This window comes from Shinella sp. GW821-FHT10F02, from assembly GCF_058809275.1.
The window spans coordinates 332,723-355,648 of the sequence record NZ_JBXASL010000004.1 but is presented as its reverse complement, the minus strand read 5'-3'; the positions used below and the strand labels follow the sequence as shown (position 1 = coordinate 355,648).

Below are 22,926 nucleotides of genomic sequence, written 5' to 3'. Positions count from 1 at the left end.
GCCCGGCCCGCATGCTAGCGGCAGGGCATGGAACTCTGGATCCCCATCACCATCGCCGCCGCCTTCCTGCAAAACCTGCGCTCGGCCCTGCAAAAGCACCTTCAGGGCAAGCTCGGCACGCGCGGCGCGAGCTTCGTGCGCTTCGGCTACGGCTTCCCGCTGGCGATCCTCTATGTGGTGGTGCTGCACTGGATCGTCGGCTTTGCCTTCCCGGTGCTCAACTGGACCTTCGCGTTCTGGGCGGTGGTCGGCGGCCTCGCGCAGATCTTTGCGACCATGCTGCTGGTCTACCTGTTCTCGCTCCGGAACTTCGCCGTCGGCACGGCCTATTCCAAGACGGAACCGGTGCAGGCGGCAATCTTCGGCTTCGTGCTGCTCGGCGAGCGCATCACCTTCGGCGCCGTCATCGCCATCGTGGTCGGCGTCATCGGCGTGATGCTGATCTCGGTCGCCCGCGCGCCGCTCTCCTGGCGCAACACATTCGCCGCCCTGAGCAGCCGCACCGCGCTGATCGGCATCGCCTCCGGCGCCGTCTTCGGCGTCTCGGCAGTCGCCTATCGCAGCGCGTCCCTGTCGCTGGACGGCCCCGGCCCGATCATGAACGCCGCCGTCACGCTCGCCTGCGTCACAACCTTCCAGACCGCTTTCATGCTGGTCTGGATGTTGTGGAAGGACAAGAACGAGATCGTGCAGGTCTTGAGAAGCTGGCGCTCCTCCGCGCTGGTCGGCATTGCCGGCGTGCTGGGCTCGGCCTGCTGGTTCACCGCGATGAGCCTCCAGCAGGTCGCCTATGTGCGGGCACTCGGCCAGATCGAGCTGGTCTTCACCTTCATGGCCTCGTATTTCCTCTTCCACGAACGGGTGAACCGCACGGAAGTGGTGGGATGCCTGCTGATCGTCTGCGGCATCCTCGGGCTTTTGTTCTTCTAGATCAGGGCACGATCAGCGTGCCGGCGCCGTGTTCGGTGAAGATTTCGAGCAGCACGGAATGGGCGGTCTTGCCGTTGAGGATGACGACGCCCTGAACGCCCGCCTTGATGGCGTCGATGCAGGTCTCGACCTTGGGGATCATGCCGCCGGAAATCGTGCCGTCCTTGATGAGTTCGCGGGCCTGGGCGACCGAAAGCTCCTTGATGAGCTGGCCTTGTCTGTCGAGCACGCCCGGCACGTCGGTGAGGAACAGCAGGCGCGTGGCGTTCAGCGCGCCGGCGATGGCACCGGCGAAGGTGTCGGCATTGATGTTGTAGGTGTGGCCATCACGGCCGGGCGCCACCGGGGCGATGACCGGGATCATTTCGGATTTCGCCAGCAGGTCGATCAGCGTGCGGTCGACTTCCACCACTTCGCCGACGAAGCCGAGATCGAGGATGCGCTCGATATTGCTGTCCGGGTCGATGACGGTTTTCTTGGCCTTTTCGGCGAAGACCATGTTGCCGTCCTTGCCGCAAAGGCCGATCGCCCATTCGCCCGTCTGGTTGATGAGCGCGACGATCTCCTTGTTGATCGAGCCGGCAAGCACCATCTCGACGATCTCGACCGTCTTCTGGTCGGTGACGCGCAGGCCGCCCTCGAACTTCGATTCGATGCCCATCTTGGTCAGCATGGCGCCGATCTGCGGGCCGCCGCCATGCACGACGATCGGGTTGACGCCGGATTGCTTGAGCAGTGCCACGTCGCTTGCAAAAGCCTTGCCGAGTTCCGCATTGCCCATGGCGTGGCCGCCATATTTCACCACGATGGTCTTGTTCTCGTAGCGCTGCATGTAGGGCAGGGCTTGCGCGAGAAGGCGGGCTTGGGTTTCGCTTTCGGATAGGGACATGGCGGCCTCGTGGGAATGGGTGGGCGCCTGTTTAACGCATGTTTTGTGACGATGGAATGATCCGTCGGCCACATTGCGGCCCAGGGGGAGAAAAAGAAGAAAGGATGGCGCGTCGCAATGCCGGATCGGTGGCAACGAAAGCCGATGGGGAATATGATGCGCTGCTCGTTCGTTTCATGAGCAAAACCGCGCCTGCATGCTTATATAGGCAAGACGAGGACCGCGCCTGACGGAAACCGGTCGAAATCGAGAGAGTGCATGAGCCGATGACGGCGCCTGACAAAGATATGAAAGACCCCCGCCGCGACGAGGTGATCGCCGGCGAATATGTGCTCGGGGTGCTTTCCGCCGAAGACCGCCGCAAGGTCGAGGCGCGGCTGGCGAAGGATCGCCAGTTCGCCGCCATGGTCAACCGCTGGGAAGAAAACCTCTCCACCTTCAACGACGACTACGAGGCGCTGCACCTGCCGCCGCGCGCCCGCTCCCCGATGGAGCAGCGCCTGCTCGGCGCGGATATGCGCGACGCCGCGTTTTCCGGCAAGGTCGCCGGCGGCTGCTGGGGCTCGCTCGCCTTCTGGCGGGCCTTTGCCCTCGCCTCCTTTGCCGTAACCGCGGGCCTCGCCTTTTCGATGAGCGCGCTCCTGGCGCCGCGCCCGATGAGCGGCGGCCGGCTGGTCGCGGATCTCACGGGCGAGGGGGCGGCAGTCAATCTGGTGGCGCGCTACGACGACACGAGCGGCGCGATCCGCGTTACCCCCGTCGCCGGCGGCAAGGAGAAGGAAAAGTCGCTGGAACTTTGGCTGACGCAGGAGGGCAGGGCACCGGTCTCGCTCGGCGTGCTGCCGCAGACCGGCGAGGGTGAACTCGCGGTGCCGGCGGAGATGCGCACCCGCCTCGTGCAGGGCGCCCAGCTTGCCGTCAGCGTCGAGCCCTTCGGCGGCTCGCAGACCGGCAGCGTGACCGGCCCGGTCATTGCTTCGGGTGCGGCGCGTTTCGACTAGAGCATTTCCAGCCGAAGCGGCATCGCTTCGGCGTCGGACAATGCGGCAAGAAAAACTAGCGCTGGATGGCGGTGATGATGGCGCTGCGCAGGCTGTCGAGCCCGCGGCCTTTTTCCGATGAGGTGGCCAGCACCTCCGGATAGGCGGCCGGGCGCTTCTTGATCTTCAGCAGCGTTTCCTCGACAAGGCGCGGCACGCCGACATCCTTGATCTTGTCGGTCTTGGTCAGCACGAGCTGGTAGGAGACGGCGGCCTTGTCGAGCAGCGCGAAGACCTCCTCGTCATTCGGCTTGACGCCGTGGCGGCTGTCGATCAGCACATAGACGCGCTTCAGCGTCGAGCGTCCGCGCAGGTAATCGAAGACGAGCTTGGTCCAGTTGTCGACCTGTTCCTTCGGCGCCTGGGCATAGCCGTAGCCGGGCATGTCGACGAGCGCCATCGGCGGCAGGTCGCCTTCCGCCCCCGAAAACCCGTCCGGGACGAAATAGTTGAGTTCCTGCGTGCGGCCGGGCGTGTTCGAGGTGCGCGCCAGGCCCTTGTGGCCGACGAGCGCGTTGATCAGCGACGATTTCCCGACATTCGACCGCCCGGCAAAGGCGACCTCGGCCGGGCCTTCCGGCGGCAGGAACTTCATGGCCGGCACGCCGCGGATGAAGATCCACGGCCTGCCGAACAGCGGCTTGTCGTCCGGGGATGTCGTCTCGGTCATAAATCTCGCCTTTGTTGTCAGCCCCCCGCTTCCGGGTTTTGGCCGCGAAAGTCAAGCGCGGCGCTGGCGCCAGAGCTCCACGCCGAGATAACACAGCAGCGCCGCAAGCACGATCACGCCGCCGATGACGGTCCTCAGACCGGGGATCTCACCATGGATGACGGCCACCCAGAGAGGCCCCAGCACGGTCTCGGCCGTGCCCAGCAATGCGGCAAGAGCGGAGGGGATGAGGCGCGCCCCGGTGACGAAGAGCGCAAGGCCAAGGCCGAAATTGAGTGCGCCGAAGACGATGAGGATGCCGAGTTCGCTTGCCGTCACGGCAAAGCCGGAGGCCTGGCTTGCCGCCGTGAGGCAGGCAATGACCGTGCCGAGGAAGACGGCGGGCGTCATGCGCACATGGGCGAAGCGGCGGGTGATGATGGTCGCGGTGGCAAAGGCGAAGGCAATCAGGATGGCGAGCGCGTCGCCCATCATCGACACGCTGCCGCCGAGCGATTCCGACACCATGATGGCGACGCCGCCGATCACGGCCGCAATCGCGATCCAGGTGTGGACGGCGATCCGTTCGCGAAAGAGCAGCCAGGCCATCAGCGCCGCGATCAGCGGCACGCCGGCCTGGATCAGCACGACATTGGCGACGGTCGTATAGGCGAGCGCCAGGATGAAGGCGGTGGAGGCGACAGCGAAACAGACGCCGACGGCGACGCCGGCCAAGCCCATGCCCTTGAAGAGCTGCACCGTGCCGCGCGGCCCGTCGCGCACCAGCATGAAGCCGAGCAGGAAGAGGGCGGCGAAGAGCGAGCGCCAGAAGACGACGATCCAGCCGTCCTCGATGGTGAGAAACCGCGCCAGCGTGCCGCCAAAGCTCCACACGACGGCGGAGCCGAGCACCAGGGCGGCGCCATACCCTTGCCCCCGGCTGTCCGGAACGGTGGGGGTGAGCGGAAGCGATGAGGCGGACATGGGGCGCTCGCAGGTTGGGGATTGTCGCAAGCATGCCAGAAGCCGCGCCTGCGGCGCTTCCATGCCAGCGACGAGGCGATGTCGCAAGCGGGCCGTGCATAAAAAAACGGCAAAAGAAAACCCCGGCGCGAGGCCGGGGTTTCTGATGTTACGTCGGAAGGGCCGTCAGGGTGATCCGGCTTTTTTCCCGAACAATCCCTTGAGATTGTCGAAGAGCTCGATCTTGACGCCCTGGCGCTTCATGATGATCGCCTGCTGGATGATCGAGAGCGTGTTGTTCCAGGCCCAGTAGATCACGAGGCCGGCCGGGAAGGTCGCCAGCATGAAGGTGAAGATCAGCGGCATCCAGGTGAAGATCATCGCCTGGGTCGGATCCGGCGGCGTCGGGTTCATGCGCATCTGCAGGAACATCGTGATGCCCATGATGATGGGCCAGACGCCGATCATCAGGAAGTGCGGCACGTCGTAGGGCAGCAGGCCGAACAGGTTGAACAGCGACGTCGGATCGGGCGCGGAAAGGTCCTGGATCCAGCCGAAGAACGGCGCATGCCGCATCTCGATCGTGACGTAGATGACCTTGTAGAGCGCGAAGAAGACCGGGATCTGCAGCAGGATCGGCCAGCAGCCCGCGAGCGGATTGATCTTCTCTTCCTTGTAGAGCTGCATCGTCGCCTGCTGCAGCGCCATGCGGTCGTCGCCGTGCTTCGCCTTCAGCTCCTCCATCTTCGGCTGCATCTTCTTCATGTTCGCCATGGAAGCGTACTGCTTGTTGGCAAGCGGGAAGAACAGGCCCTTGACGACGATCGTGGTGATCAGGATCGCGATGCCGAAATTGCCGAAATAGCGGAAGAAGAAGTCCATCAGCTGGAACATCGGCTTGGTGAAGAACCAGAACCAGCCCCAGTCGATCATCAGGTCGAACTGCGGGATCGAATAGGACGTCTCGTACTGGTCGATGATCGGCACTTCCTTGGCGCCGCCGAAGAACAGGTTCTTCACCTCGATCGTCTGGCCGGGCGCAATGGAAATGTCGTCCTGGCGGTAATCCGCCTGGTAGCGCGGGCGGCCGTCCTTGAAGTAGGAGAAGCGCGTCTCGTAGGGCGTCGCCTGCGGCGGCACGATGGCCGTCGCCCAATATTTGTCGGTGATGCCGAGCCAGCCGCCGGTCGCCTTGCCGGGCGCTACCGTCGTGTCTTCCTCGGTCGTGGTGTACTTCACCTCATGCAGGCCGAGATTGCCGAGCACGCCGATGAAGCCTTCGTGCAGCACGTAGACGGAGGGTTCCGTCGGCTTGAAGAAGCGCGTCGAGCGGCCGTAGGGCGACAGCGCGATCGCCGCTTCCGTGCGGTTCTCGATGCTGTCGGCGATCGTGAACATGTAATGTTCGTCGACCGAGATCGTGCGGGTGAAGGTGATGTTCTTGTCGTTGGTATAGGTGAGCTTGACCGGGGTGGTCTGCGTCAGTTTGCCGGTGCCGTCCTGCGTCCAGACCGTCTGCGGGCCGGGAACCTGGCCGGTCGTCTCGCTGCCGACATAGCCGATTTCGGCAAAGTAACCGTGTTCGGCTTCGGCCGGGCTGAGCAGGGTGATGATCGGGCTCGACTTGTCGACGGTCTGGTGGAAGCCCTTGAGCTTCAGGTCGTCGAAGCGGGAACCGGTGAGCGCGATGGAGCCGGAAAGCGAGGGCGTGTCGATCTCGACGCGGGCGGACTTGGCAAGGGCTGCCTCGCGCGTCTCGGTCGTGGTGGCCGTCGCGGCACCGCCCGGCAGCGCGCCGCTCGTCGCCGTGCCCGTTCCAGTCGCCGTGCCCGTTCCAGTCGCCGTGCCCGTGCCCGTCGTGGTCGTGCCGCCGGCGGTGGTCGTCTGCCCGCTCTGGGCCTGCTGCGCTTCGAGCGCGGCGCGGTCCTTTTCAAGCTTCGGGTTCACATAGAGGAACTGCCAGGCAACGAGGATCAGCACGGACAGCGCGATCGCCACGAAATAATTGCGGTTGTTTTCCATCACTCTTTCCCGGGAGCAGCAGGGCGCTGCTGCTGCTTCTGTTTCTGCCTTGTCGCGATCCTCTCCTTGAGACCGGCCACAAGGGTTTTGAACGGCGCGTGCAACACGTCCCGTCTGGCGACAACCACATAGTCGTGTCCGGGCTCCATTGCAAACCCGGCGGATAGCCGCACCGCCTCTTTCAGGCGCCGCCGCATGCGATTGCGTTCCACGGCATTGCCGTGTTTCTTGGTAACGGTAAAGCCGACGCGGGGCTGTTCTTCCGGCATCTGCCGGTCGCGCACTTCGAGAAGGAACAGCGATCCCCTGCGCTTCTCTCCCTCGCGCACAAAAAGAAACTGCGGACGGCTTTTCAGCCGTCCGACAGCAGATTGTCTAACAGTTTTCGTCATTGCCCGTCGCCTCGGTTCCGGGCATTCACGGCCTTAGGCCGAGAGGCTTGCGCGGCCGCGTGCACGGCGTGCGGACAGAACCTTGCGGCCGCCCTTGGTAGCCATGCGGGCACGGAAGCCGTGACGACGCTTGCGAACAAGCTTGGAGGGTTGGTAGGTACGCTTGGTCATTTATTTAATACCGCGGTGTGCGGCCCTTCTTGGGTTTTGCGTTAACGCAAGCAGCGTTCAAAGTCCGGCACAGCCCGGCCCTCGCGGGAAGGCAGTTTCCAGACGTGCGCGGCTTATAAGGGCAAAGCCGGTGGAAAGTCAATTGCCGGCGGACCACGGCTTTAACTGTCACAATCGTTAAAACGCCAGCCACCTGCGGTTGAGCGCAACGTGCAGATCGTCATGTTTGCCTCACCTTACGTAAGGAAAATCGCCTGATTTTCTTGGGAAATTCCGTACTTCAGAATATTAGCGGAAATTCACTCGCCTCCCGTTTGAGCGGGTTCCCTCAAAATCTAATTAACCTTTAGCGTTTACCTTTCATATCCACGGACAGAGCGGGCGTGCCGTTTTGTCGATCCTGTATCCGTGCCTTTTGGAGTTCGACGTGAAAATACGCGGCAAGATTTACCTCATCGTGGGCGTGATGGGCCTCATCTCCGTCTGCATCGGCGGTATCGCCGTGCATGTGGTCTCGGAATTCAGCGAGAAGCTCCACCAGTATGAGAACGCCGCCGACCGCGCCTTCCTCGGCGAGCACCTGAACCGCCAGGTCACCGCCGTGGTGATGGAAGCCCGCGGCATCTACGCCTCCAAGGATATGGAAGGCGCACAGAAATTCGCCGAAGGCATTGCCAAGGAACTGAACGGCATCGACGAGACGCTGAAGGAATGGCAGCCGATCGTGCCCGCCGAGCAGAAGCCCGCCTTCGACGCCGTCGTGGCGCGCTCCGCCGAATTCCGCACCTTCCGCACGGAAACCGCCCGCCTCGGCACGACGGTCTCGATCGCCGCCGCCAACGAACAGGGCAACAACGAGCTCAACCGCGCCAACCGCAAGGCCTTCCAGAAGGAAATCGATGCTGTCGTCCAGACGGACAACGAGAACCTGACCGCGATCAAGGCCGAAATCGCCGCCTTCGAGACCCTCATGCTGACGCTGGTGCTCGGCACGGTCGGCGCCGGCCTGCTCATCGGCGGCGGCGCGGCTTTCTATATCGCGACCAACGAGCTGAGCCGCCCGATCCAGAACGTCACGCACACGATGAACCGGCTTGCCGGCGGCGACCTCGACACGGAAGTGCCCTATGCCGGCCGCAAGGACGAGATCGGCGAAATGGCCGGCGCCGTCGCGATCTTCCGCCAGAACGCCATCACCGTGCGCGATCTCAACGCCCAGGAGCAGGTGCTGCGCGAAAAGAGCGCCGACCTCCAGTCGTCCATCGCCACCGTCGTGCATGCCGCCGCCGCCGGCGATTTCTCCTCGCGCATCGGCAAGGACTACCAGAACGAGGACCTCAACCGCTTCGCCCGCAGCGTCAACGAACTCGTTGCCGGCGTCGAGGAAGGCATTGCCGAAACCCGCCGCGTCATCGGCGCGCTGGCTGAGGGCGACCTGACGCAGACCATGGACGGTTCGTTCCGCGGCGCCTTCGCCGAGTTGCAGCAGAACGTCAACGCCACCTTCGCCACCCTCCAGCGCACCATGCGCGAGGTGCGTGCTTCGACGGACGCGATCAATGCCAATTCCGGCGAGCTGCGCACCGCCTCCGACGACCTCTCCAAGCGCACCGAGCAGCAGGCCGCAGCGCTTGAGGAAACCTCCGCCGCGCTCGAAGAGATCACCGCCGCCGTCAAGAATTCGACGGAGCGGGCGAACGAGGCGACCAGCATGGTCGGCGAGGCGACGCAGAGCGCAAAACAGTCCGGCGATATCGTGCGCAACGCCATCGGCGCGATGAGCCGCATCGAGCAGGCCTCTAACGAGATCAGCCAGATCATCTCGGTGATCGACGAGATCGCCTTCCAGACCAACCTGCTGGCACTCAATGCCGGCGTCGAGGCAGCCCGCGCGGGTGAGGCCGGCAAGGGCTTTGCCGTCGTCGCGCAGGAAGTGCGCGAACTGGCGCAGCGCGCCGCGAGTGCCGCCAAGGACATCAAGGGCCTCATCACCAAGTCCGGCAGTGAAGTGGCCGTCGGCGTGAAATATGTGCAGGAAACCGGTTTGGCGCTTTCGGATATCGAAACCCGCGTCGTCACCATCAACGACCGCATCCACGCCATCGCCACCGCCGCCCGCGAACAGGCGACGGGCCTGCAGGAAATCAGCACCGCCATCAACCAGATGGACCAGGTCACCCAGCACAATGCCGCGATGGTGGAGGAAACCTCCGCCGCCACGCACAAGCTGAAGAGCGAGGCCGACAGCCTGGCCGATCTCATGGGGCGCTTCCGCACCGGCGACACCGTGCAGCGCATGGCGCCGGTCCGGGCCGATACCCGCCCGGTCGAATCGCCGGCCCGCCGCATGATCGGCAATGTCACCCGCGCCTTCGGCGGCAACCGCGCCACCGCAACGGCGGTCGTCGCCCAGGAGAACTGGGAAGAGTTCTGATCGATAGCCGGATTCCCCGGCAGGATCCGCAGAACCCAGGCGCGGCGGTCGTTGGATCGCCGCGCTTTTTGTTGCGGCCTGCAACGGCGTTGGAAAAATTGCCGTAATCTCCTATGATTGGCTATTGGCTGATGCCGAAAATGCGTCGTCGATCCTCGGATGGCGACGCCGTTTGCCGTTCTGCGGCGTGTCCAGGAGTTGAGTCATGGTGGACAGAGACGGGACGCCGTCCTTGACCGAGACGCCGGTGCCGGCGGTCGGCTTCCTGTCCGGGCTTTCGGGCAGGCTGCTCCTCCTCACCGCCGTCTTCGTCATGATTGCCGAAGTGCTGATCTTCGTGCCCTCGGTCGCCAATATGCGCCTGCAATGGCTGCGCGACCGCCTGAACACGGCGGCAGCCGCCAGCGTCGTCATCGAAGGCCTGCCGGACCAGGAGCTGCCGCGCGCCGTGCAGCAGGAGACGCTGATGGCGACCGGCGCCAAGGCGATCATCCTCAAGAAGCAGGACGCCTCGCGCATGGTCGCCGCCGTCGAGATGCCGCCGAGCATCGATGCGGAATACGACCTCTCCGACGTCTCGACACTCACCGCCGTCTACGACGCCTTCGACACGCTGATCTTCGGCGGCGACCGTGTCATCCGCGTCTATGGCCCCGTCGGCGAATCGAGCACGCGCATCGAACTGCTGCTCGACGAACGCGCTCTGCGCCGCGCCATGCTCGGCTATGCACGCAACGTCTTCATCCTGTCGATGATCATCTCGCTGGTCACCGCCAGCCCGATCTTCTTCGCGCTCAACCGCCTGCTGATCCGCCCGATGCGTCGCATGACGGCGAACATCCAGGAATTCGCCGTCGACCCATCAAATCCGAGCCGTGTGCTAAAACCCTCCGGCGGGCGTGACGAGATCGCGGTGGCCGGCATTCATTTGGCCGCCATGCAGCAGACGCTGCAGCGCACGCTGAAGGAACAAAAGAACCTCGCCGACCTTGGCCTCGCCGTGTCAAAGATCAACCACGACATGCGCAACATCCTGTCCTCCGCCCAGCTGATGTCCGACCGCCTGTCGGATGTCGACGACCCGGTGGTCAAACGCGTTGCGCCAAAACTCTTGCGCAGCATCGACCGGGCGGTGGGTTACACGAACGAGGTGCTCTCCTACGGCCGCATGCGCGAGCCGGAGCCGCGCCGCCGTTTCGTGGCCCTGCGCCCGCTGGTGCAGGAGGTCTCCGAGGTGCTGGCGATCGATGCGCGCGGCGATATCGAATTCGTGCTCCAGGTCGAGCCCGGTCTCCAGGTCGATGCCGATAGCGAGCAGCTCTTCCGTGTCATCCACAATCTCTGCCGCAACGCGGTGGAAGCTCTGGCGCAGGATACCGCCGCCGACCGCCGCACCGTGCTCGTCACGGGGCTTCGCACCGGCAGCGTGGTGTCGATCGCCATTGACGACAACGGCCCCGGCATGCCCGCCAAGGCGCGCGACAACCTCTTCGCGGCCTTCCGCGGTTCCGTGCGCTCCGGCGGCACCGGGCTCGGTCTTGCGATCGCCCGCGAACTGGTGCTCGCTCATGGCGGCACGATCGCGCTTGTGGAAAAGGCGACGCCCGGCACGCTCTTCCGTATCGAGTTGCCCGACCGCCCCGTCCCCCTCGACGCCTTCCGCCACCGGGCCTGATCGCCGCGCGTTGCGGGCGGCATGTGACGGCACGATGAAAAAAGTACATCTTTTCTCAGAAATCCGCTTGCAATAAGCCGGCGATCCCTTTAGGAACCGCCTCGCAGCCGGGCAGTAGACGCCTTGTTGCCAGCGCACCCGTAGCTCAGCTGGATAGAGCACCAGACTACGAATCTGGGGGTCAGGAGTTCGAATCTCTTCGGGTGCGCCATTTCCTTCCAGTCCGGATAATCCGGTCTTAGATTCTTCCCACCAAAATCACCGGATGCTAGCGACGTTGATCCTGGCTAGCGTCTTGACGGTACTCAGAAAAGAAAAAAAGGGTCCGAATCCGGACCCTTCTCAGTTCTCGCTCGCGATTGCTGGTCGCGTTGAGCGTCAGATCACCGTGGTCTTGATGAAGATCGAGTTCACGTCCGTGTGGGCGAGGAAGCCGTAGCCGCGGGGTTTGAGGATCTGCACGAATTCCTCGAAGCGGCCCTCGTGTTCGCACTGGATGATGGTGGGCTGGAAGACGTGGTCCATCTCCGAAAGCACGGCGGCGTCGAGGCCTTCCACGTCGACCGAGAGATAGTCGCAATGGGTGCCGTAGTGCTTCTTCAGGAAGTCGTTGATGTGCATGTTCTCGCATTCGATGGACTCGACGATATTGTCGGTGCCGCCGAAATTCTGGAACATCGAGATGTGGTCCGTCGAAATGGAGGACAGCTCGTTCTTCTCGTGGATGTGCAGCTTGATCGTCCTCTCGTGAGAGACGCTGATGGCGCAGTTGACGACGGTGTCGTTGGGGCGCGCCTTCTGCAGCGTTTCGGCGAGCGACGGGATCGCCTCCACCAGCACGCCCGTGGCGCCGTAGAGCTTGTAGAGCAGGTAGGTCGCGCTCGTCTGGAACGGGTGGTTGGCGCCGATCTCGATGTAGCGGATCGAGTCCATCGACCGGCCGGCGCGGCGCATCTGGGCGCGCAGAACCGATTCGACGATGAAGTCCTCGTTACATTGCCCGTAGGTCTCGTAGATGTTCGTCGGGATCGGCGCGGGATTGATGCCGAACGTATTGCATTCGTTGGCGATGAACGGGTTCTGGAAGACGTGCCGTACGGTCTTGAGCATGCATGGTTCCTTTGTCCTGGCGAGTTCCCGTTGCGCTCAAGGCGACGGCAATCTTTCACTCCTCCTTACGGGCGCCGACTTACCTGAGGCTTGTCTGTCGCAAGGGCGGAAAGCGGACGGGGGCGAATTTGGCGGTTTACGATAGTAATATAATATGATGTTTTACGCGGACTGCTGAGGAGTTTCCTTCATCGAAGAGGGCGGAGCCGTGCGCAAAAAGGGCCTGCTCGAAACCATGATGAACGGTGCGGCGGCGCATTCCAGCCATTCGCAGGTCGTCGACGCGCTCGGCAAGGCGATCGTTTCCGGCGAATTCGCGGTCGGTGCGACGCTGCCGGGCGATGCGGAGCTGGAGGTGCGTTTCGGCGTGTCGCGCACCGTGCTGCGCGAGGCGATGAAGACGCTCGCCGCCAAGGGGCTTATCGTGCCGCGGGCGCGCATCGGCACCCGGGTGATGCCGAAGGCCGAGTGGAACCTCTTCGACGGCGACATCCTCACCTGGCATTTCGCCGTGGGCGTCGATGACGGTTTCCTCATCCACCTGAGCGACATCCGCCTCGGTTTCGAGCCGCATGCCGCAGCGCTCGCTGCCCGCCATGCGGCAGAAGCGGATATCAACCAGATGATGCTGCTCGCCGTCGCCATGGGCGATCCGGATCACACGCCGGAAACCCTGGCGCTTGCCGACCTGCGCTTCCATCTCGCCGTCATGGAGGCCTCGCGCAATCCCTTCATGCGCACCATCGGCAGCCTCATCGAGGCGGCGCTTGCCGGCGTCTTCAAGCTGAGCTCGCCGGCCGCCGATCGCGGCAAGATCGGCGATGTCGCGGCCAGCCACATGCGCATCGTGGAAGAAATCCGCCGTCGCGACGAGGACGGTGCGCGGCGCGCCATGGAAAACGTCATCCGCGTCGGCCGGGGCCGGATGATGGAGGCTTTGGGGCCGCCAGAGGCCTGAAAAGGCCGCCGGCCGTGACCGATATGCCACGGCCTGCCTTGCTCATGCCGCGCGCAAGGCCCCCGTCGCCTCGCTTCGCTTCAAAACCGCCCGCCGCTCCGCTAAGCAGGGGCGAATGGGTGAGGCCGCACCGGCGAAACCTGGAAAGCGGAAGGAAGCGGGGCATGACGAACCGCGAAAGGCCGCGCGTATTGCGTCGCGTGATCATGGCCGGGCTGCTGGCGCTGGCGGGTTGTGCCGGCCGGCCGGAAGGCGTGCTGCTGCCGGGCGGCGAGCCGCCGGCGGGGGTTTCGACGGTCGACCTGCTCGTCGCCACCACGCGCGCGCCCTCGAAACAGCCGGGCGTGCTGTTTTCCGGCGAGCGCGGTTCCGATCTCCAGATGCGCGAGATCACGATCTCCATTCCGGCGGATGACAAGCGCAAGGTTGGCCAGGTGCAATGGCCCGAAAAGCTGCCCGCCGATCCGCTGAAGGATTTTTCCACCGTCAGCGTGACGCCGGTCGACAGCGCCAAGGCCGGCCGCGCCTGGCTCGACGGGCACCTGCCGAAGAGCCGCCGCGTGCTCGTCTTCGTGCACGGCTTCAACAACCGCTATGAGGATGCCGTCTACCGTTTCGCGCAGATCGTGCACGATTCGAAGACCGATGCCGCGCCGGTGATCTTCACCTGGCCGTCGCGCGCCAGCATCTTCGATTATTCCTACGACAAGGAAAGCACCAACTATTCGCGCGATGCGCTGGAGGAGTTGCTGCGCGCGGCCGTCAACACGCCGGAAGTCGGCGAAATCACCATCATGGCCCATTCCATGGGCACTTGGCTGGCGGTCGAGACGCTGCGCCAGATGGCGATCCGCGACGGGCGCGTGCCGAAGAAGATCCAGCAGGTCATCCTGGCCTCGCCCGATCTCGACGTCGACGTCTTCGGCCAGCAGCTTCGCGCCATCGGCAATGACCGGCCGAATTTCACGCTCTTCGTCTCGCAGGACGACCGGGCGCTGACGCTGTCACGGCGCATTTCCGGCAATGTCGACCGCCTCGGCCAGATCGATCCGTCGAAGGAGCCCTATCGCTCCATGCTGGAAAAGCAGGGCATCACGGTGCTCGACCTCACGGCGCTGAAATCCGGCGACAGCCTGAACCACGGCAAGTTTGCCGAAAGCCCGGAGGTGGTGCAGCTCATCGGCAATCGCCTGATCGCCGGCCAGACCGTCACGGATTCCGAGGTCGGCATCGGCGACCGGCTGGGCGCCGTGGCGCTCGGCACGGCGCAGACGGTCGGCAGTGCGGCCAGCATCGCGGTCTCGACGCCGATCGCCGTCTTCGATCCGGTGACACGCAAGAACTACAACGACCAATGGCTGCGCTTCGGCAGTTCGGTGGAGAACACGGCGGTCACCGCGACAGGCCAGTAAACCGCGCGCATGGAAAAGGCGGCCCCCGCAAGGGCCGCCCTCCACTCATCCCGCAAGGGTCAGCGGACCCAGATGACCTCGCGGGTGCCGCGGTCGACGAGAACAGGGCGCTCGTCGACGTAGATGTAGCCGTAGTTCGGGTTTTCCGGCACTTCGACGATCTGCACGGTTTCCGGGATCACGACGCCGGCCTCGACCGGGCCTTCCAGCAGGACGGGATCGAGCGGATGGCGCTCGACATAGGTGATGGTCGCTTCCGGAATGTCGCTGGAAATGCTCGCCGTCGTCTCGACCTCAGGCGCGTAGACGACCTGGCGGCTGTCCGTGCGCACGATCACCGGACGATTATCGACATAGACATAGGCGAGGTCCGGGTGATCGGGGATCGGCGTCAGCGTGACGGTGTCGTCGAAGCGCGTATCGGCGGTGACCTGGCCTTCCAGCACCACCGGCGGCGTCGGGTTTTCCATCACATAGACGCGGGCATCATCCGGAACGGCGGCTTCCGCGCCGATTGCGACACCCGCCACACCGCCGACGATGGCGCCGACCGGGCCGCCGACGACGGCGCCGACGGCAGCACCCGCAGCGCCGCCGGCGGCACCGCCGAGAACTTCCTTGTCGCCGTCGTCTGCATGGGCGACCGTGGCGCCGATGAGTGCCAGGGCGGCACCGGCCATGAGAATCTTGCGCATGTCTTTCTCCTTCGAAAGTTGGGTTTCCCACCCCTTCGGCGGAGACAACGGGATAGGCCCTGCGCGGTTCCCCAAGGGCCGCGCCCGGGCGTCTCACGTTGTGTAACGCGCGTTAACCGGCGCCCTCAGGCAATTTCGGAATCGCGCCGCGCGATTTCATAATCCTCGTGGTGCACCAGTAGACCCTCCTCCGTCACCACGACGATGCCATAGGCGGCCGGCTCGTCCACCGAGAGCGAGGCGTTCGGCGCGTCGAAGGGCATCGGCTGCTGGTGCACCGGGCTCTTGAAGATCGAGAAGGGAATGCCGCGATGCGAGCCGCCGATCGTGCGGTGCACATGGCCGGCGAAGATATGGCGGACATTGCCGTGTTTCAGCACAAGCTCGTAGAAGGCGTCCTCGTTGCCGAGCCGGATCGCGTCCATGCCGGTAAAGCCCGTCTTGTGCGGCGGGTGGTGCATGAAGAGGAGCACCGGCCGGCCGCCGGCGCTTGAAAGCGTGCGGTCGAGCCAGGCGAGGCGCGTCTCGCAGAGGTAACCGGCATGGCTCATGGGATAGTCGTAGGGCGGCGCGAACAGCGTGTCGAGCAGCACGACGCGGCAATCGGCAAAGTCGATCGCCTGCTGCACGAAGCCGTTTTCGTCCGGCGCCACATGAGTGAAGGTTTCCAGGAAACGCTCGCGATAATCATGGTTGCCGATGGTGATGGCGGCGGGCGGCACGAGCAGGGAGAGCAGGTCGCGCAGCCGCTCGTAGGACATCGTGTCGGCGCGGTGCGTCAGGTCGCCGGTGAAGATGACCCGGTCGGCATCGGCATGGTATCGGTTGACATGCTCGATGCCGGCGAGCAGCCGCTGGTAAGGATCGAGGCCAATGATCGTCGTGCCCTCGGGCACCATGTGCAGGTCGGTGAAAACAATGAGCTTGGTCATGAAAAGGATCTCGTTGCGGGCGCTATTTCGTAGCGCGCAATGCTGTCGCATGAAAAGCAGTTGGAACAGATGACGATCTGATATATCAGAGAGTCGACAGCGCCGGCGAGCCGGCAAAGACGGAGCGAGACGACATGAGATGGAAGCGCACGATCCAGTTGCTGGACGTTCATTGCGAAGGCGAGATCGGCAAGGTGGCGATCGGCGGCGTGCCGAAAATCCCCGGCAACACGATCGCCGAGCAGCTCAACCATATCAACACGGTCGATGACAGCCTGCGCCGCTTCCTCTGCCTGGAGCCGCGCGCGGCCGCGACCGGCTCGGTCAACCTGCTGGTGCCGGCCAAGCGCCCGGAGGCCGATGCCGGCTTCATCATCCTGCAGGCGGACCAGGCGCACGCCTCGTCCGGCTCCAACTCCATCTGCGTCACCACGGCGCTGCTCGAATCCGGCATCGTCGAGATGAAGGAGCCGGAGACGGTGGTGATCCTCGATACCGCCGCCGGCCTGGTCAAGGCGACGGCGACCTGCCGCGACGGGCGCTGCGAGAAGGTGAAACTCACCATGGTGCCCTCCTTCGTCGAGGCGCTCGACGTCGAGATCGACACGCCGCACTGGGGCCGCGTGCGCTTCGACATTTCCTATGGCGGCATTTTCTATGCGCTGGTCGATGTCGACCAGATCGGCACGAAGATCGAGAAGGCGAATGCCCGCGCGCTCGTCGATGCGGGCATGGCGCTGAAGGATCTCATCAATAAGTCGATGAAGGTTGTGCATCCTGAAATCCCGGAAATCAGCGGCATCGCCTATGTGATGTTCCGCGATCGCGACCCGGATGGCCTGGTGCGCACCGCCACCACCATGTGGCCTGGCCGCGTCGACCGCTCGCCCTGCGGCACCGGCAATTCCGCCAACCTCGCGACGCTGCACGCCCGTGGTCTGGCCAAGGTCGGCGACACGTTCCGCTCGCGCTCGATCATCGGGTCCGAGTTCGAGGTGGGGCTCGCGGCCGAAACCGAGGTTGCCGGCCGCAAGGCGATCATCCCCACCATTACCGGCCGCGGCTGGACCTTTGGCCTGCACCAAATCGCGCTCGATCCGACCGACCCGCTCGCCAACGGTTTTGCGATGACGGACACCTGGGGTCCGCAGGCCGGCGAGATCGGCTGACCCTTATTTCTCCGCGTAGTGCTTCTCGATCGCGCCGAGCGTGATCGGGTCGATCTCGGCATTCTCGGCGCCGGCGATCAGCTTGCGCTGGGCCAGCACCTGCTTGATGGCGAGGCGGGCATCGGCGCTGAGCTTTTCCGGCGCATCGCGCAGGATCACTTCGAGATCGACGTCGCGCATCTCGAAGGCGGCGACCAGGCTGTTTACCGCCTGCTCGACATTCTTCACGATGCCGGTGCCACTCTGCTGCATCAGGCCGAATTTCAGCTTGCCGTAGCTGTCGCCACGGTCGGCGGCCTGCTTGAAATAGCCGGCGGCAGCGGGAAGATCCTGCGAAACGCCCTCGCCGGATTCCAGCATGAGGCCGAGATTGATCATCGCATCGACGCTGCCGCCCTCGACGGCCAGCCGGTAGAAGGCCGCCGCGCGGGCATTGTCCTCGGTGACGAGGCTGCCGTCGTCGAGCAGCACGCCGAGATTGAAGGCCGCCGTCTCGTCGCCGGCTGCCGCCGCCTTGTCGAACCAGCGGGCCGCTTCCGCGCCGTTGATCTCGGTGCCGATGCCATCGCGATAGGCGACGCCGAGATTGTAGGCGCCGAGCATATCGCCCAGTTCCGCGGCCTTCTTGTAGTGGCTGAATTCGGCGGCGGGATCGCCGCGTTTGCCGAGCATGGCGCCGTAATTCACCATCGCAACGGTGTGGCCGAGGGCCGACGCTTCGGCATAGAGCTTCATGGCTTCGAGATCCTGGCCGGCGCGCTCCAGGGCGCGGGCAAGCTGGAAGGCCATGCGGGCACCGCCGCCGGCATTGTAGGCCTCGCGGCAGGCGGAAAGGGCCGCGCCGATCTCGATATCCTCAAGCGCAACCGGCGCGAAGGCCGTGTTGCGGGTCATGTCGTAGCGGCTGCCGGCGCTGGCATCGCAGCGGGCTTCGATCGAAAGCGTGTTGGCCTGGACGCTGCCTGCGGCGCCGGAAAGCAGGACCGCGAAGAAAAGGGCGCGGCCAGCCGTCTTTACTCCTGTGGATCGCGAAATCATGATCCGTCTCCCTTCGTTGGATGACCGCACCTTAGTGGACCGGCGAAACAAGGCTGTTTCCGCGGGAACAGTGGGAGAGGGGCAGGGCGGCGCATATGGTTTGCAGGTCAGGCGGCAAACGCGATTGACGCGTCGGCCTGTATTGGTTCAATTCCATCCGTCGGGTTTGTGCTCGCGCGAAAGGCATGTCATGCGAACGCTCAACGCTTTCTCTCCGGTCACCCTCAGCCGCCGGTTCTTCATCGCCGGCGCGGCGCTTGCGCTGACCGGCATCGGCGTTCGCGCCACGCAGGCCAATGCGATCATTGGCAAGGCGGTGGAGATCACCGGTGAGGTCACCCGCAAGCAGGCGGAGCGGCTCGAAGGCCTGAAGGCCGGCGCGAGCCTCATGGACCATGATTTCGTGAAGACCGGCAAGGAGAGCTTCGCCTCGCTCGAACTCGGCGACGATACGAGCCTGCTGCTCGGCAGCGAGACGGAACTACTGATTGACACCTTCATCGCCGGGCAGGGCGGCGTCATCGAGCTCGGCACCGGCCAGATGGTCTTCGATCGTCCGGAGGGCCTCGCCAAGATCGACCTCACGGTGCGCACCGCCTTCGGCATGATCGGCGTGCGCGGCACGAAGTTCTTCGCAGGCCCCAGCCGCGGCGCCTTCGCGGTCTTCGTCGAGCATGGCCTCGTGGACGTCACCGGCGGCGGCGTCACGCGGCAGGTGGCACCCGGCCAGGGCGTCGAGATCGCCTCGGTAGGGGCAGCGCCCGGCGAGATCACGCAATGGGGCGAGGCCCGCATCCGCGAGGCCTATGCGAGCGCCGGGATTCGCTAAAGCAATTCCAGTAAAAGTGTGAAGCGGTTTTGCGTCCGGAAATTGCGAAAAACTAATCGAGCGTAAAGAGTTCCATCGTGCCGAAGCCACGGATTTCATGGCTGCCTATGGCGCGCAGCGGCCGGCTGGTTTCGCCGGCTGCGTTCGGGCCAACGCAGATCTGCGTGCCTAGGAACTTGTTGGCATCCTGTAGCCGTGCGGCGAGGTTCACCGCGTCGCCATGCGCGGTATAGTCGAGCTTGCCGCCGATGCCGACTTCCCCCAGCACGGCCATGCCCGTCTCCACGCCGATACGCGTGCGGCCGAAGTCCCGGTCGAGGAAGGTCGGCCGCCGGCGCATTTCTTCCGTCAACGTGCGGATTTCATCGGCGCAGGCGAGCGCCTTGTCGACATGGCGGTCGAGATCGTCGGGTGCGTTGAACAGCGCATGCACGGCGTCGCCCACCACTTTGTCCACCATGCCGCCATGGCGCGCGACGAGCGCGTTCACCTCGGAAAAATAGATGTCGAGCAGCCTGACGAGGTCATGCGGGCCGATCTTCTGGGCAAGCGTGGAAAAGCCCTCGATATCGGTGAACAAAGCCGTCACCTGCCGCTCTTCGCCGGCCACGCGGCCGAGGTCCGGATTGTCGATGTAGCGCGAGACCACCGACTGCGGCAGGTATTGCGCGAAGCGCAGGCGCGCCGTCGCTTCGGCCCGGCGCACATGGGTGAATTGCAGAAGGCCGGTGACCAGCGCCGCCGTCGCCACGATCAGCGTGACGCCGACCGCATCGGAGAGCAGCGCCGTTCGCATATAGAGCAGGACCGACGCGCCGAAGACGATGCCGACCAGCCCGAGACCGGCAAGTGCCGCCCAGAGCGGGCGCAACCGCGCGGCTGCAAGTGCTACCGCCGCGCCGGCGACAAAGGCGAAGCCCGCCTCGATCGGTATGAGGCCGGTATCGCGCATCGGGATATGGTCGGTCAGGATGGCGTTCGCCACATCCGCATGGATCTGCACGGAGGGTTCGAGCGGCATGGAGGCGCTGGTGCGCAGCCCGCCGAGATTGGGCAGGCTGCTGCCGATCAGCACGACCTTGCCGGCGATCTTCTCCGCCGGCACCCGGCCCGCCACGATATCGGCGGCCGAGAAGGTGCGGGCACCGATCGTGCCGGCGCTGCTCGCGACGAAGCGCAGGCTGCCGTCCTCGTCGAGCCGCATGATGCGCGAATCGTGGCGCAGCCAGGCCGGCGTGCCGCCCAGAACTGGCGTGCGTGCCCCCGCTGCCAGCCGCGCCGCCTCCACGCCGAGTGCCGGATAGGCCGCATTGCCGACGATCGCATAGGCCTGCACGCGGCGCACCACCGCATCCTCGTCGCCGACGAGGAAGGATGCCGCGGCGGCGGCGGCCTTGTCTTGCAGGAAGGGGCAGGAGCTTTCCGTGCCGTCGATGAACCAGAGTTCCGGCACATCCACCGGCCTGTGCAAGGCAAGCGCCGGCACCGGATGCGGCGCGCCGTCCAGCGTCTCGCCGATGAGGAAACCGAGAATGGTCGGCGTCTTGCCGATGGCACCCGCCAGCGCGGCATTCGCCGGCTCGTCCGCCGTGCAATCGGTGCTGAAGACGAAGTCGAAGGCGATCGCCGTCGGCTTGGCGGCGGCCAGCCGCTCGATCAGCGTCGCCGTCTGTGTGCGCGTCCAGTCTTTTTCCGGCGCGCTCTGGAAGGCCTTGCGGTCGATGTCGACGACGACAATCCGGTCGCTCGTCTCCACCGGGACCGTCTGGGTCAGCGCATCGAAATAGAACTCGCGCTGCCGCTCCAACGCCGTTTCGCCAAGTAAGAAGAGTGCCAGCGCACCGGCAAAGCTCGCCACGAGGCCGGCGGCAAGCGGTCTGTATCTCTTGGCGATCATGCCCCTAGTCGTCATCCGGCTCGGCGATGGTTTGCAACCGGCCGATATGGCAATGGATGATGCCCTCGTTGCGGCGGATGGCGCCCGCCTCCTGAAGCGCGAGGATCGACCGGTTGATCTTCGGCCGGCTGGCGCCGACGATGCTGGCGATCTCCGTCTGGCTCAGCGAAAGCTGGAGATTGGCGCTCTCCGGCAGGTCCTCGCCATGGATGTTGCGCAGCGTCGCGAGGAAGAAGCGCGCGACACGGGCTTCGAGATCGTAGAGCGCTATGGTTTCGAGCTGCTCGGTCGTCTCGCGCAGCTTGGTGCAGAGATAGTGGATGATCGCCTGCGCGGCCGTCGGGTTGCGGGTGAGGACTTCCAGGAAGTCGCGCTTGGAGATGACGTAGCCTTCGGTCGCGACGACGGCGGTGGCATCGGCAGAGCGTGGCTGGCCGTCGAGGATCGCCATTTCGCCGAGCACCGAGCCGGCTTCGAGCTGCCGCAGCGACAGTTCCTTGCCCTGCGGCGTGATGAGCGAAAGCTTGATGCGGCCGGAAACCAGAGCGATGAGGTAGGTGCCCTCGTCGCCGCGCTGGAAGATCACCGTGCCCGCCGTCCATTTGCGCAAGGAGGCGATGGCCGCGATCTCGCCGATCGTATCCTTGCCAAAGCCCTCGAAAATCGGGAAGGAACGCCAGAACGCGCCGCTTTTGTTGATCTCGTTCATATCCGGTTTCCCCCGACCGCCGCTGACGAAACGAAGACGCGCCGCTCGGCTCAAATCTTCGCCCAGCCGCGGGGCGCATGCAACAGAAAAGAACGGAGAGTTCCGGGGCAGTCCCGTCTTCTACTGGCAGATACGCACGCGTTTGGTGACGGTCTTGCCATAGGCGCCTTCCGTGCGGATGCGCTTGGTGATGCAGGTCTGCTGGTAGTGGCCGTAATAGCCGTCCGCATAGGCCGTGCCGGCATGGCCGGGCGCGGTGAAAGCAAGTGAGGCGGCGGCGAGCGCGAGGGCGAGCAGATAGTGGCGCATGGGGGGCTCCGGCTGGAGATTTCTGAGGTGGGGTGTCGTGTCTCGTTTGTTGCACGGCTGGGGCGAGGGTTCTGTTCCGGCGGGAACAAGGCGTCGTTCACAAAAAGCGAACGATCTGTATCCCGATCGCCCGTCTAGTTTGACGACGGAAAACTGATATCTCTCTGCCAACGCAAACAACCAAAGCCTCAGGAGCTTTCCATGCAACAGAACGTCGTCGTCCTCGTCGGACGCATTCTTCTCGCCCTCATGTTCATCACTGCCGGTTATCCGAAGCTCATCGATCCGTCGGGCACCGCCGGCATGATCGCCGGTGCCGGCCTGCCGGCCGCGACCGCGCTTGCCTACCTCGCCGGTCTCTTCGAAGTCGTCGCTGGCCTCTTCGTGCTCGTCGGCTTCCAGACGCGCATCGCCGCTTACCTTCTTGCCGCCTTCAGCGTGTTCACAGCTCTCGTGTTCCACAGCGGCGCGATCAACGTTCCGGACTTTCCGGAAGGCGCAAACGGCCTGCTTACCCTCTTCAACGGCCTGATGATGTGGAAGAACATCACGATCGCCGGTGGCTTCCTCGTGCTCGCCGCCTTCGGCCCCGGCGCCTATTCGCTGGACGCCCGCTCTTCTGCCGGCAAGACCGTCGCCGCCTAAGCATTCGCGATACTCTGATCCTCCAGAAAAACCCTCCCCGGCCTCCGGGGAGGGTTTT

At 64.5% G+C, this 22,926-nt stretch carries 22 protein-coding genes and 1 tRNA gene; 10 read left to right on the top strand and 13 right to left on the bottom strand.

Translation table 11 applies throughout. The features are described 5' to 3' along the window. The first annotated feature begins 27 nt into the window (after positions 1 to 27). Positions 28 to 930 carry a DMT family transporter gene (locus tag AC1RWL_RS14850; protein WP_493095135.1) on the top strand — a complete coding sequence of 301 codons (903 nt, stop codon included), beginning with the start codon at positions 28 to 30 and terminating at the stop codon, positions 928 to 930. A 1-nt stretch (position 931) separates the two neighbouring features. Here AC1RWL_RS14850 and argB read toward each other — a convergent pair whose 3' ends face one another. Then, positions 932 to 1,819 carry an acetylglutamate kinase gene (argB, locus tag AC1RWL_RS14845; RefSeq protein WP_493095134.1) on the bottom strand — a complete coding sequence of 296 codons (888 nt, stop codon included), beginning with the start codon at positions 1,817 to 1,819 and terminating at the stop codon, positions 932 to 934. Positions 1,820 to 2,085: 266 nt separating this feature from the next. Between argB and AC1RWL_RS14840 the strand changes: the two genes are divergently transcribed. Continuing rightward, on the top strand, positions 2,086 to 2,820 hold the full coding sequence (locus AC1RWL_RS14840) for an anti-sigma factor (RefSeq protein ID WP_493095133.1): 735 nt from the start codon (positions 2,086 to 2,088) through the stop codon (positions 2,818 to 2,820). 55 nt (positions 2,821 to 2,875) lie between these two features. Here the strand turns inward: AC1RWL_RS14840 and yihA are convergent, their stop codons facing one another. The 5 genes from yihA to rpmH form a co-directional block, all read right to left on the bottom strand. Beyond that, the gene (yihA, locus tag AC1RWL_RS14835) at positions 2,876 to 3,529 is read right to left on the bottom strand and encodes a ribosome biogenesis GTP-binding protein YihA/YsxC (protein WP_439614912.1); all 654 of its coding nucleotides are present in this window, start codon (positions 3,527 to 3,529) and stop codon (positions 2,876 to 2,878) included. A gap of 51 nt (positions 3,530 to 3,580) precedes the next feature. Then, entirely contained in the window at positions 3,581 to 4,492 is a 912-nt protein-coding gene (locus AC1RWL_RS14830; RefSeq protein WP_256118031.1) for a DMT family transporter, read from the bottom strand. Between the two features lie 165 nt (positions 4,493 to 4,657). Then, complete coding sequence (gene yidC / locus AC1RWL_RS14825) at positions 4,658 to 6,493, bottom strand: membrane protein insertase YidC (protein WP_493095132.1); 1,836 nt, start codon at positions 6,491 to 6,493, stop codon at positions 4,658 to 4,660. Beyond that, on the bottom strand, positions 6,493 to 6,885 hold the full coding sequence (rnpA, locus tag AC1RWL_RS14820) for a ribonuclease P protein component (RefSeq protein WP_493095131.1): 393 nt from the start codon (positions 6,883 to 6,885) through the stop codon (positions 6,493 to 6,495). The genes yidC and rnpA overlap by 1 nt, the downstream gene beginning before the upstream one ends. A gap of 33 nt (positions 6,886 to 6,918) precedes the next feature. Continuing rightward, positions 6,919 to 7,056, bottom strand: coding sequence for a 50S ribosomal protein L34 (rpmH, locus tag AC1RWL_RS14815; protein ID WP_083242913.1), 138 nt, complete (start codon positions 7,054 to 7,056; stop codon positions 6,919 to 6,921). A 427-nt stretch (positions 7,057 to 7,483) separates the two neighbouring features. On the opposite strand from rpmH, the gene AC1RWL_RS14810 reads away from it, so the two are divergent. The 3 genes from AC1RWL_RS14810 (at position 7,484) to AC1RWL_RS14800 (ending at position 11,376) form a co-directional block, all read left to right on the top strand. After that, positions 7,484 to 9,490: a methyl-accepting chemotaxis protein gene (locus tag AC1RWL_RS14810; protein ID WP_493095130.1), complete on the top strand. Its 2,007-nt coding sequence runs from the start codon at positions 7,484 to 7,486 to the stop codon at positions 9,488 to 9,490. Positions 9,491 to 9,695: 205 nt separating this feature from the next. After that, positions 9,696 to 11,165 (top strand): sensor histidine kinase, encoded by a 1,470-nt coding sequence (locus tag AC1RWL_RS14805; protein ID WP_493095129.1) that lies wholly within the window; start codon positions 9,696 to 9,698, stop codon positions 11,163 to 11,165. Positions 11,166 to 11,299: 134 nt separating this feature from the next. After that, a tRNA-Arg gene (locus AC1RWL_RS14800) sits at positions 11,300 to 11,376 on the top strand. A 167-nt stretch (positions 11,377 to 11,543) separates the two neighbouring features. Here the strand turns inward: AC1RWL_RS14800 and AC1RWL_RS14795 are convergent. Then, positions 11,544 to 12,275: an FkbM family methyltransferase gene (locus AC1RWL_RS14795; protein ID WP_493095128.1), complete on the bottom strand. Its 732-nt coding sequence runs from the start codon at positions 12,273 to 12,275 to the stop codon at positions 11,544 to 11,546. Between the two features lie 235 nt (positions 12,276 to 12,510). Here AC1RWL_RS14795 and AC1RWL_RS14790 point away from each other — a divergent pair, with 235 nt between their 5' ends. Further along, positions 12,511 to 13,233, top strand: coding sequence for a FadR/GntR family transcriptional regulator (locus AC1RWL_RS14790; RefSeq protein WP_493095312.1), 723 nt, complete (start codon positions 12,511 to 12,513; stop codon positions 13,231 to 13,233). A 164-nt stretch (positions 13,234 to 13,397) separates the two neighbouring features. Continuing rightward, positions 13,398 to 14,645 (top strand): alpha/beta hydrolase, encoded by a 1,248-nt coding sequence (locus AC1RWL_RS14785; RefSeq protein ID WP_439625577.1) that lies wholly within the window; start codon positions 13,398 to 13,400, stop codon positions 14,643 to 14,645. Positions 14,646 to 14,704: 59 nt separating this feature from the next. On the opposite strand, the gene AC1RWL_RS14780 is transcribed toward AC1RWL_RS14785, so the two are convergent. Together AC1RWL_RS14780 and spdA are read right to left on the bottom strand one after the other, a co-directional pair. After that, the gene (locus AC1RWL_RS14780; RefSeq protein WP_435266690.1) at positions 14,705 to 15,340 is read right to left on the bottom strand and encodes a DUF1236 domain-containing protein; all 636 of its coding nucleotides are present in this window, start codon (positions 15,338 to 15,340) and stop codon (positions 14,705 to 14,707) included. 125 nt (positions 15,341 to 15,465) lie between these two features. Next, entirely contained in the window at positions 15,466 to 16,272 is an 807-nt protein-coding gene (gene spdA / locus AC1RWL_RS14775; RefSeq protein WP_493095127.1) for a 2', 3'cyclic nucleotide phosphodiesterase SpdA, read from the bottom strand. A 134-nt stretch (positions 16,273 to 16,406) separates the two neighbouring features. Here spdA and AC1RWL_RS14770 point away from each other — a divergent pair, with 134 nt between their 5' ends. After that, positions 16,407 to 17,441, top strand: a complete 1,035-nt coding sequence (locus AC1RWL_RS14770) for a proline racemase family protein (RefSeq protein WP_435266688.1) — start codon at positions 16,407 to 16,409, stop codon at positions 17,439 to 17,441. 3 nt (positions 17,442 to 17,444) lie between these two features. Here AC1RWL_RS14770 and AC1RWL_RS14765 read toward each other — a convergent pair whose 3' ends face one another. Continuing rightward, on the bottom strand, positions 17,445 to 18,479 hold the full coding sequence (locus AC1RWL_RS14765; protein WP_493095126.1) for a tetratricopeptide repeat protein: 1,035 nt from the start codon (positions 18,477 to 18,479) through the stop codon (positions 17,445 to 17,447). A gap of 190 nt (positions 18,480 to 18,669) precedes the next feature. Between AC1RWL_RS14765 and AC1RWL_RS14760 the strand changes: the two genes are divergently transcribed. Further along, positions 18,670 to 19,308 (top strand): FecR family protein, encoded by a 639-nt coding sequence (locus AC1RWL_RS14760; RefSeq protein ID WP_493095125.1) that lies wholly within the window; start codon positions 18,670 to 18,672, stop codon positions 19,306 to 19,308. Positions 19,309 to 19,360: 52 nt separating this feature from the next. Here the strand turns inward: AC1RWL_RS14760 and AC1RWL_RS14755 are convergent, their stop codons facing one another. From AC1RWL_RS14755 to AC1RWL_RS14745, 3 genes are all read right to left on the bottom strand, one after another. Further along, positions 19,361 to 21,202: a CHASE2 domain-containing protein gene (locus tag AC1RWL_RS14755; protein ID WP_493095311.1), complete on the bottom strand. Its 1,842-nt coding sequence runs from the start codon at positions 21,200 to 21,202 to the stop codon at positions 19,361 to 19,363. A gap of 7 nt (positions 21,203 to 21,209) precedes the next feature. After that, positions 21,210 to 21,914: a Crp/Fnr family transcriptional regulator gene (locus AC1RWL_RS14750; RefSeq protein ID WP_256118013.1), complete on the bottom strand. Its 705-nt coding sequence runs from the start codon at positions 21,912 to 21,914 to the stop codon at positions 21,210 to 21,212. Between the two features lie 120 nt (positions 21,915 to 22,034). Then, the gene (locus AC1RWL_RS14745; protein ID WP_256118012.1) at positions 22,035 to 22,223 is read right to left on the bottom strand and encodes a hypothetical protein; all 189 of its coding nucleotides are present in this window, start codon (positions 22,221 to 22,223) and stop codon (positions 22,035 to 22,037) included. Positions 22,224 to 22,424: 201 nt separating this feature from the next. Between AC1RWL_RS14745 and AC1RWL_RS14740 the strand changes: the two genes are divergently transcribed. Further along, positions 22,425 to 22,868, top strand: a complete 444-nt coding sequence (locus AC1RWL_RS14740; RefSeq protein WP_369431658.1) for a DoxX family protein — start codon at positions 22,425 to 22,427, stop codon at positions 22,866 to 22,868. Positions 22,869 to 22,926 lie beyond the last annotated feature (58 nt).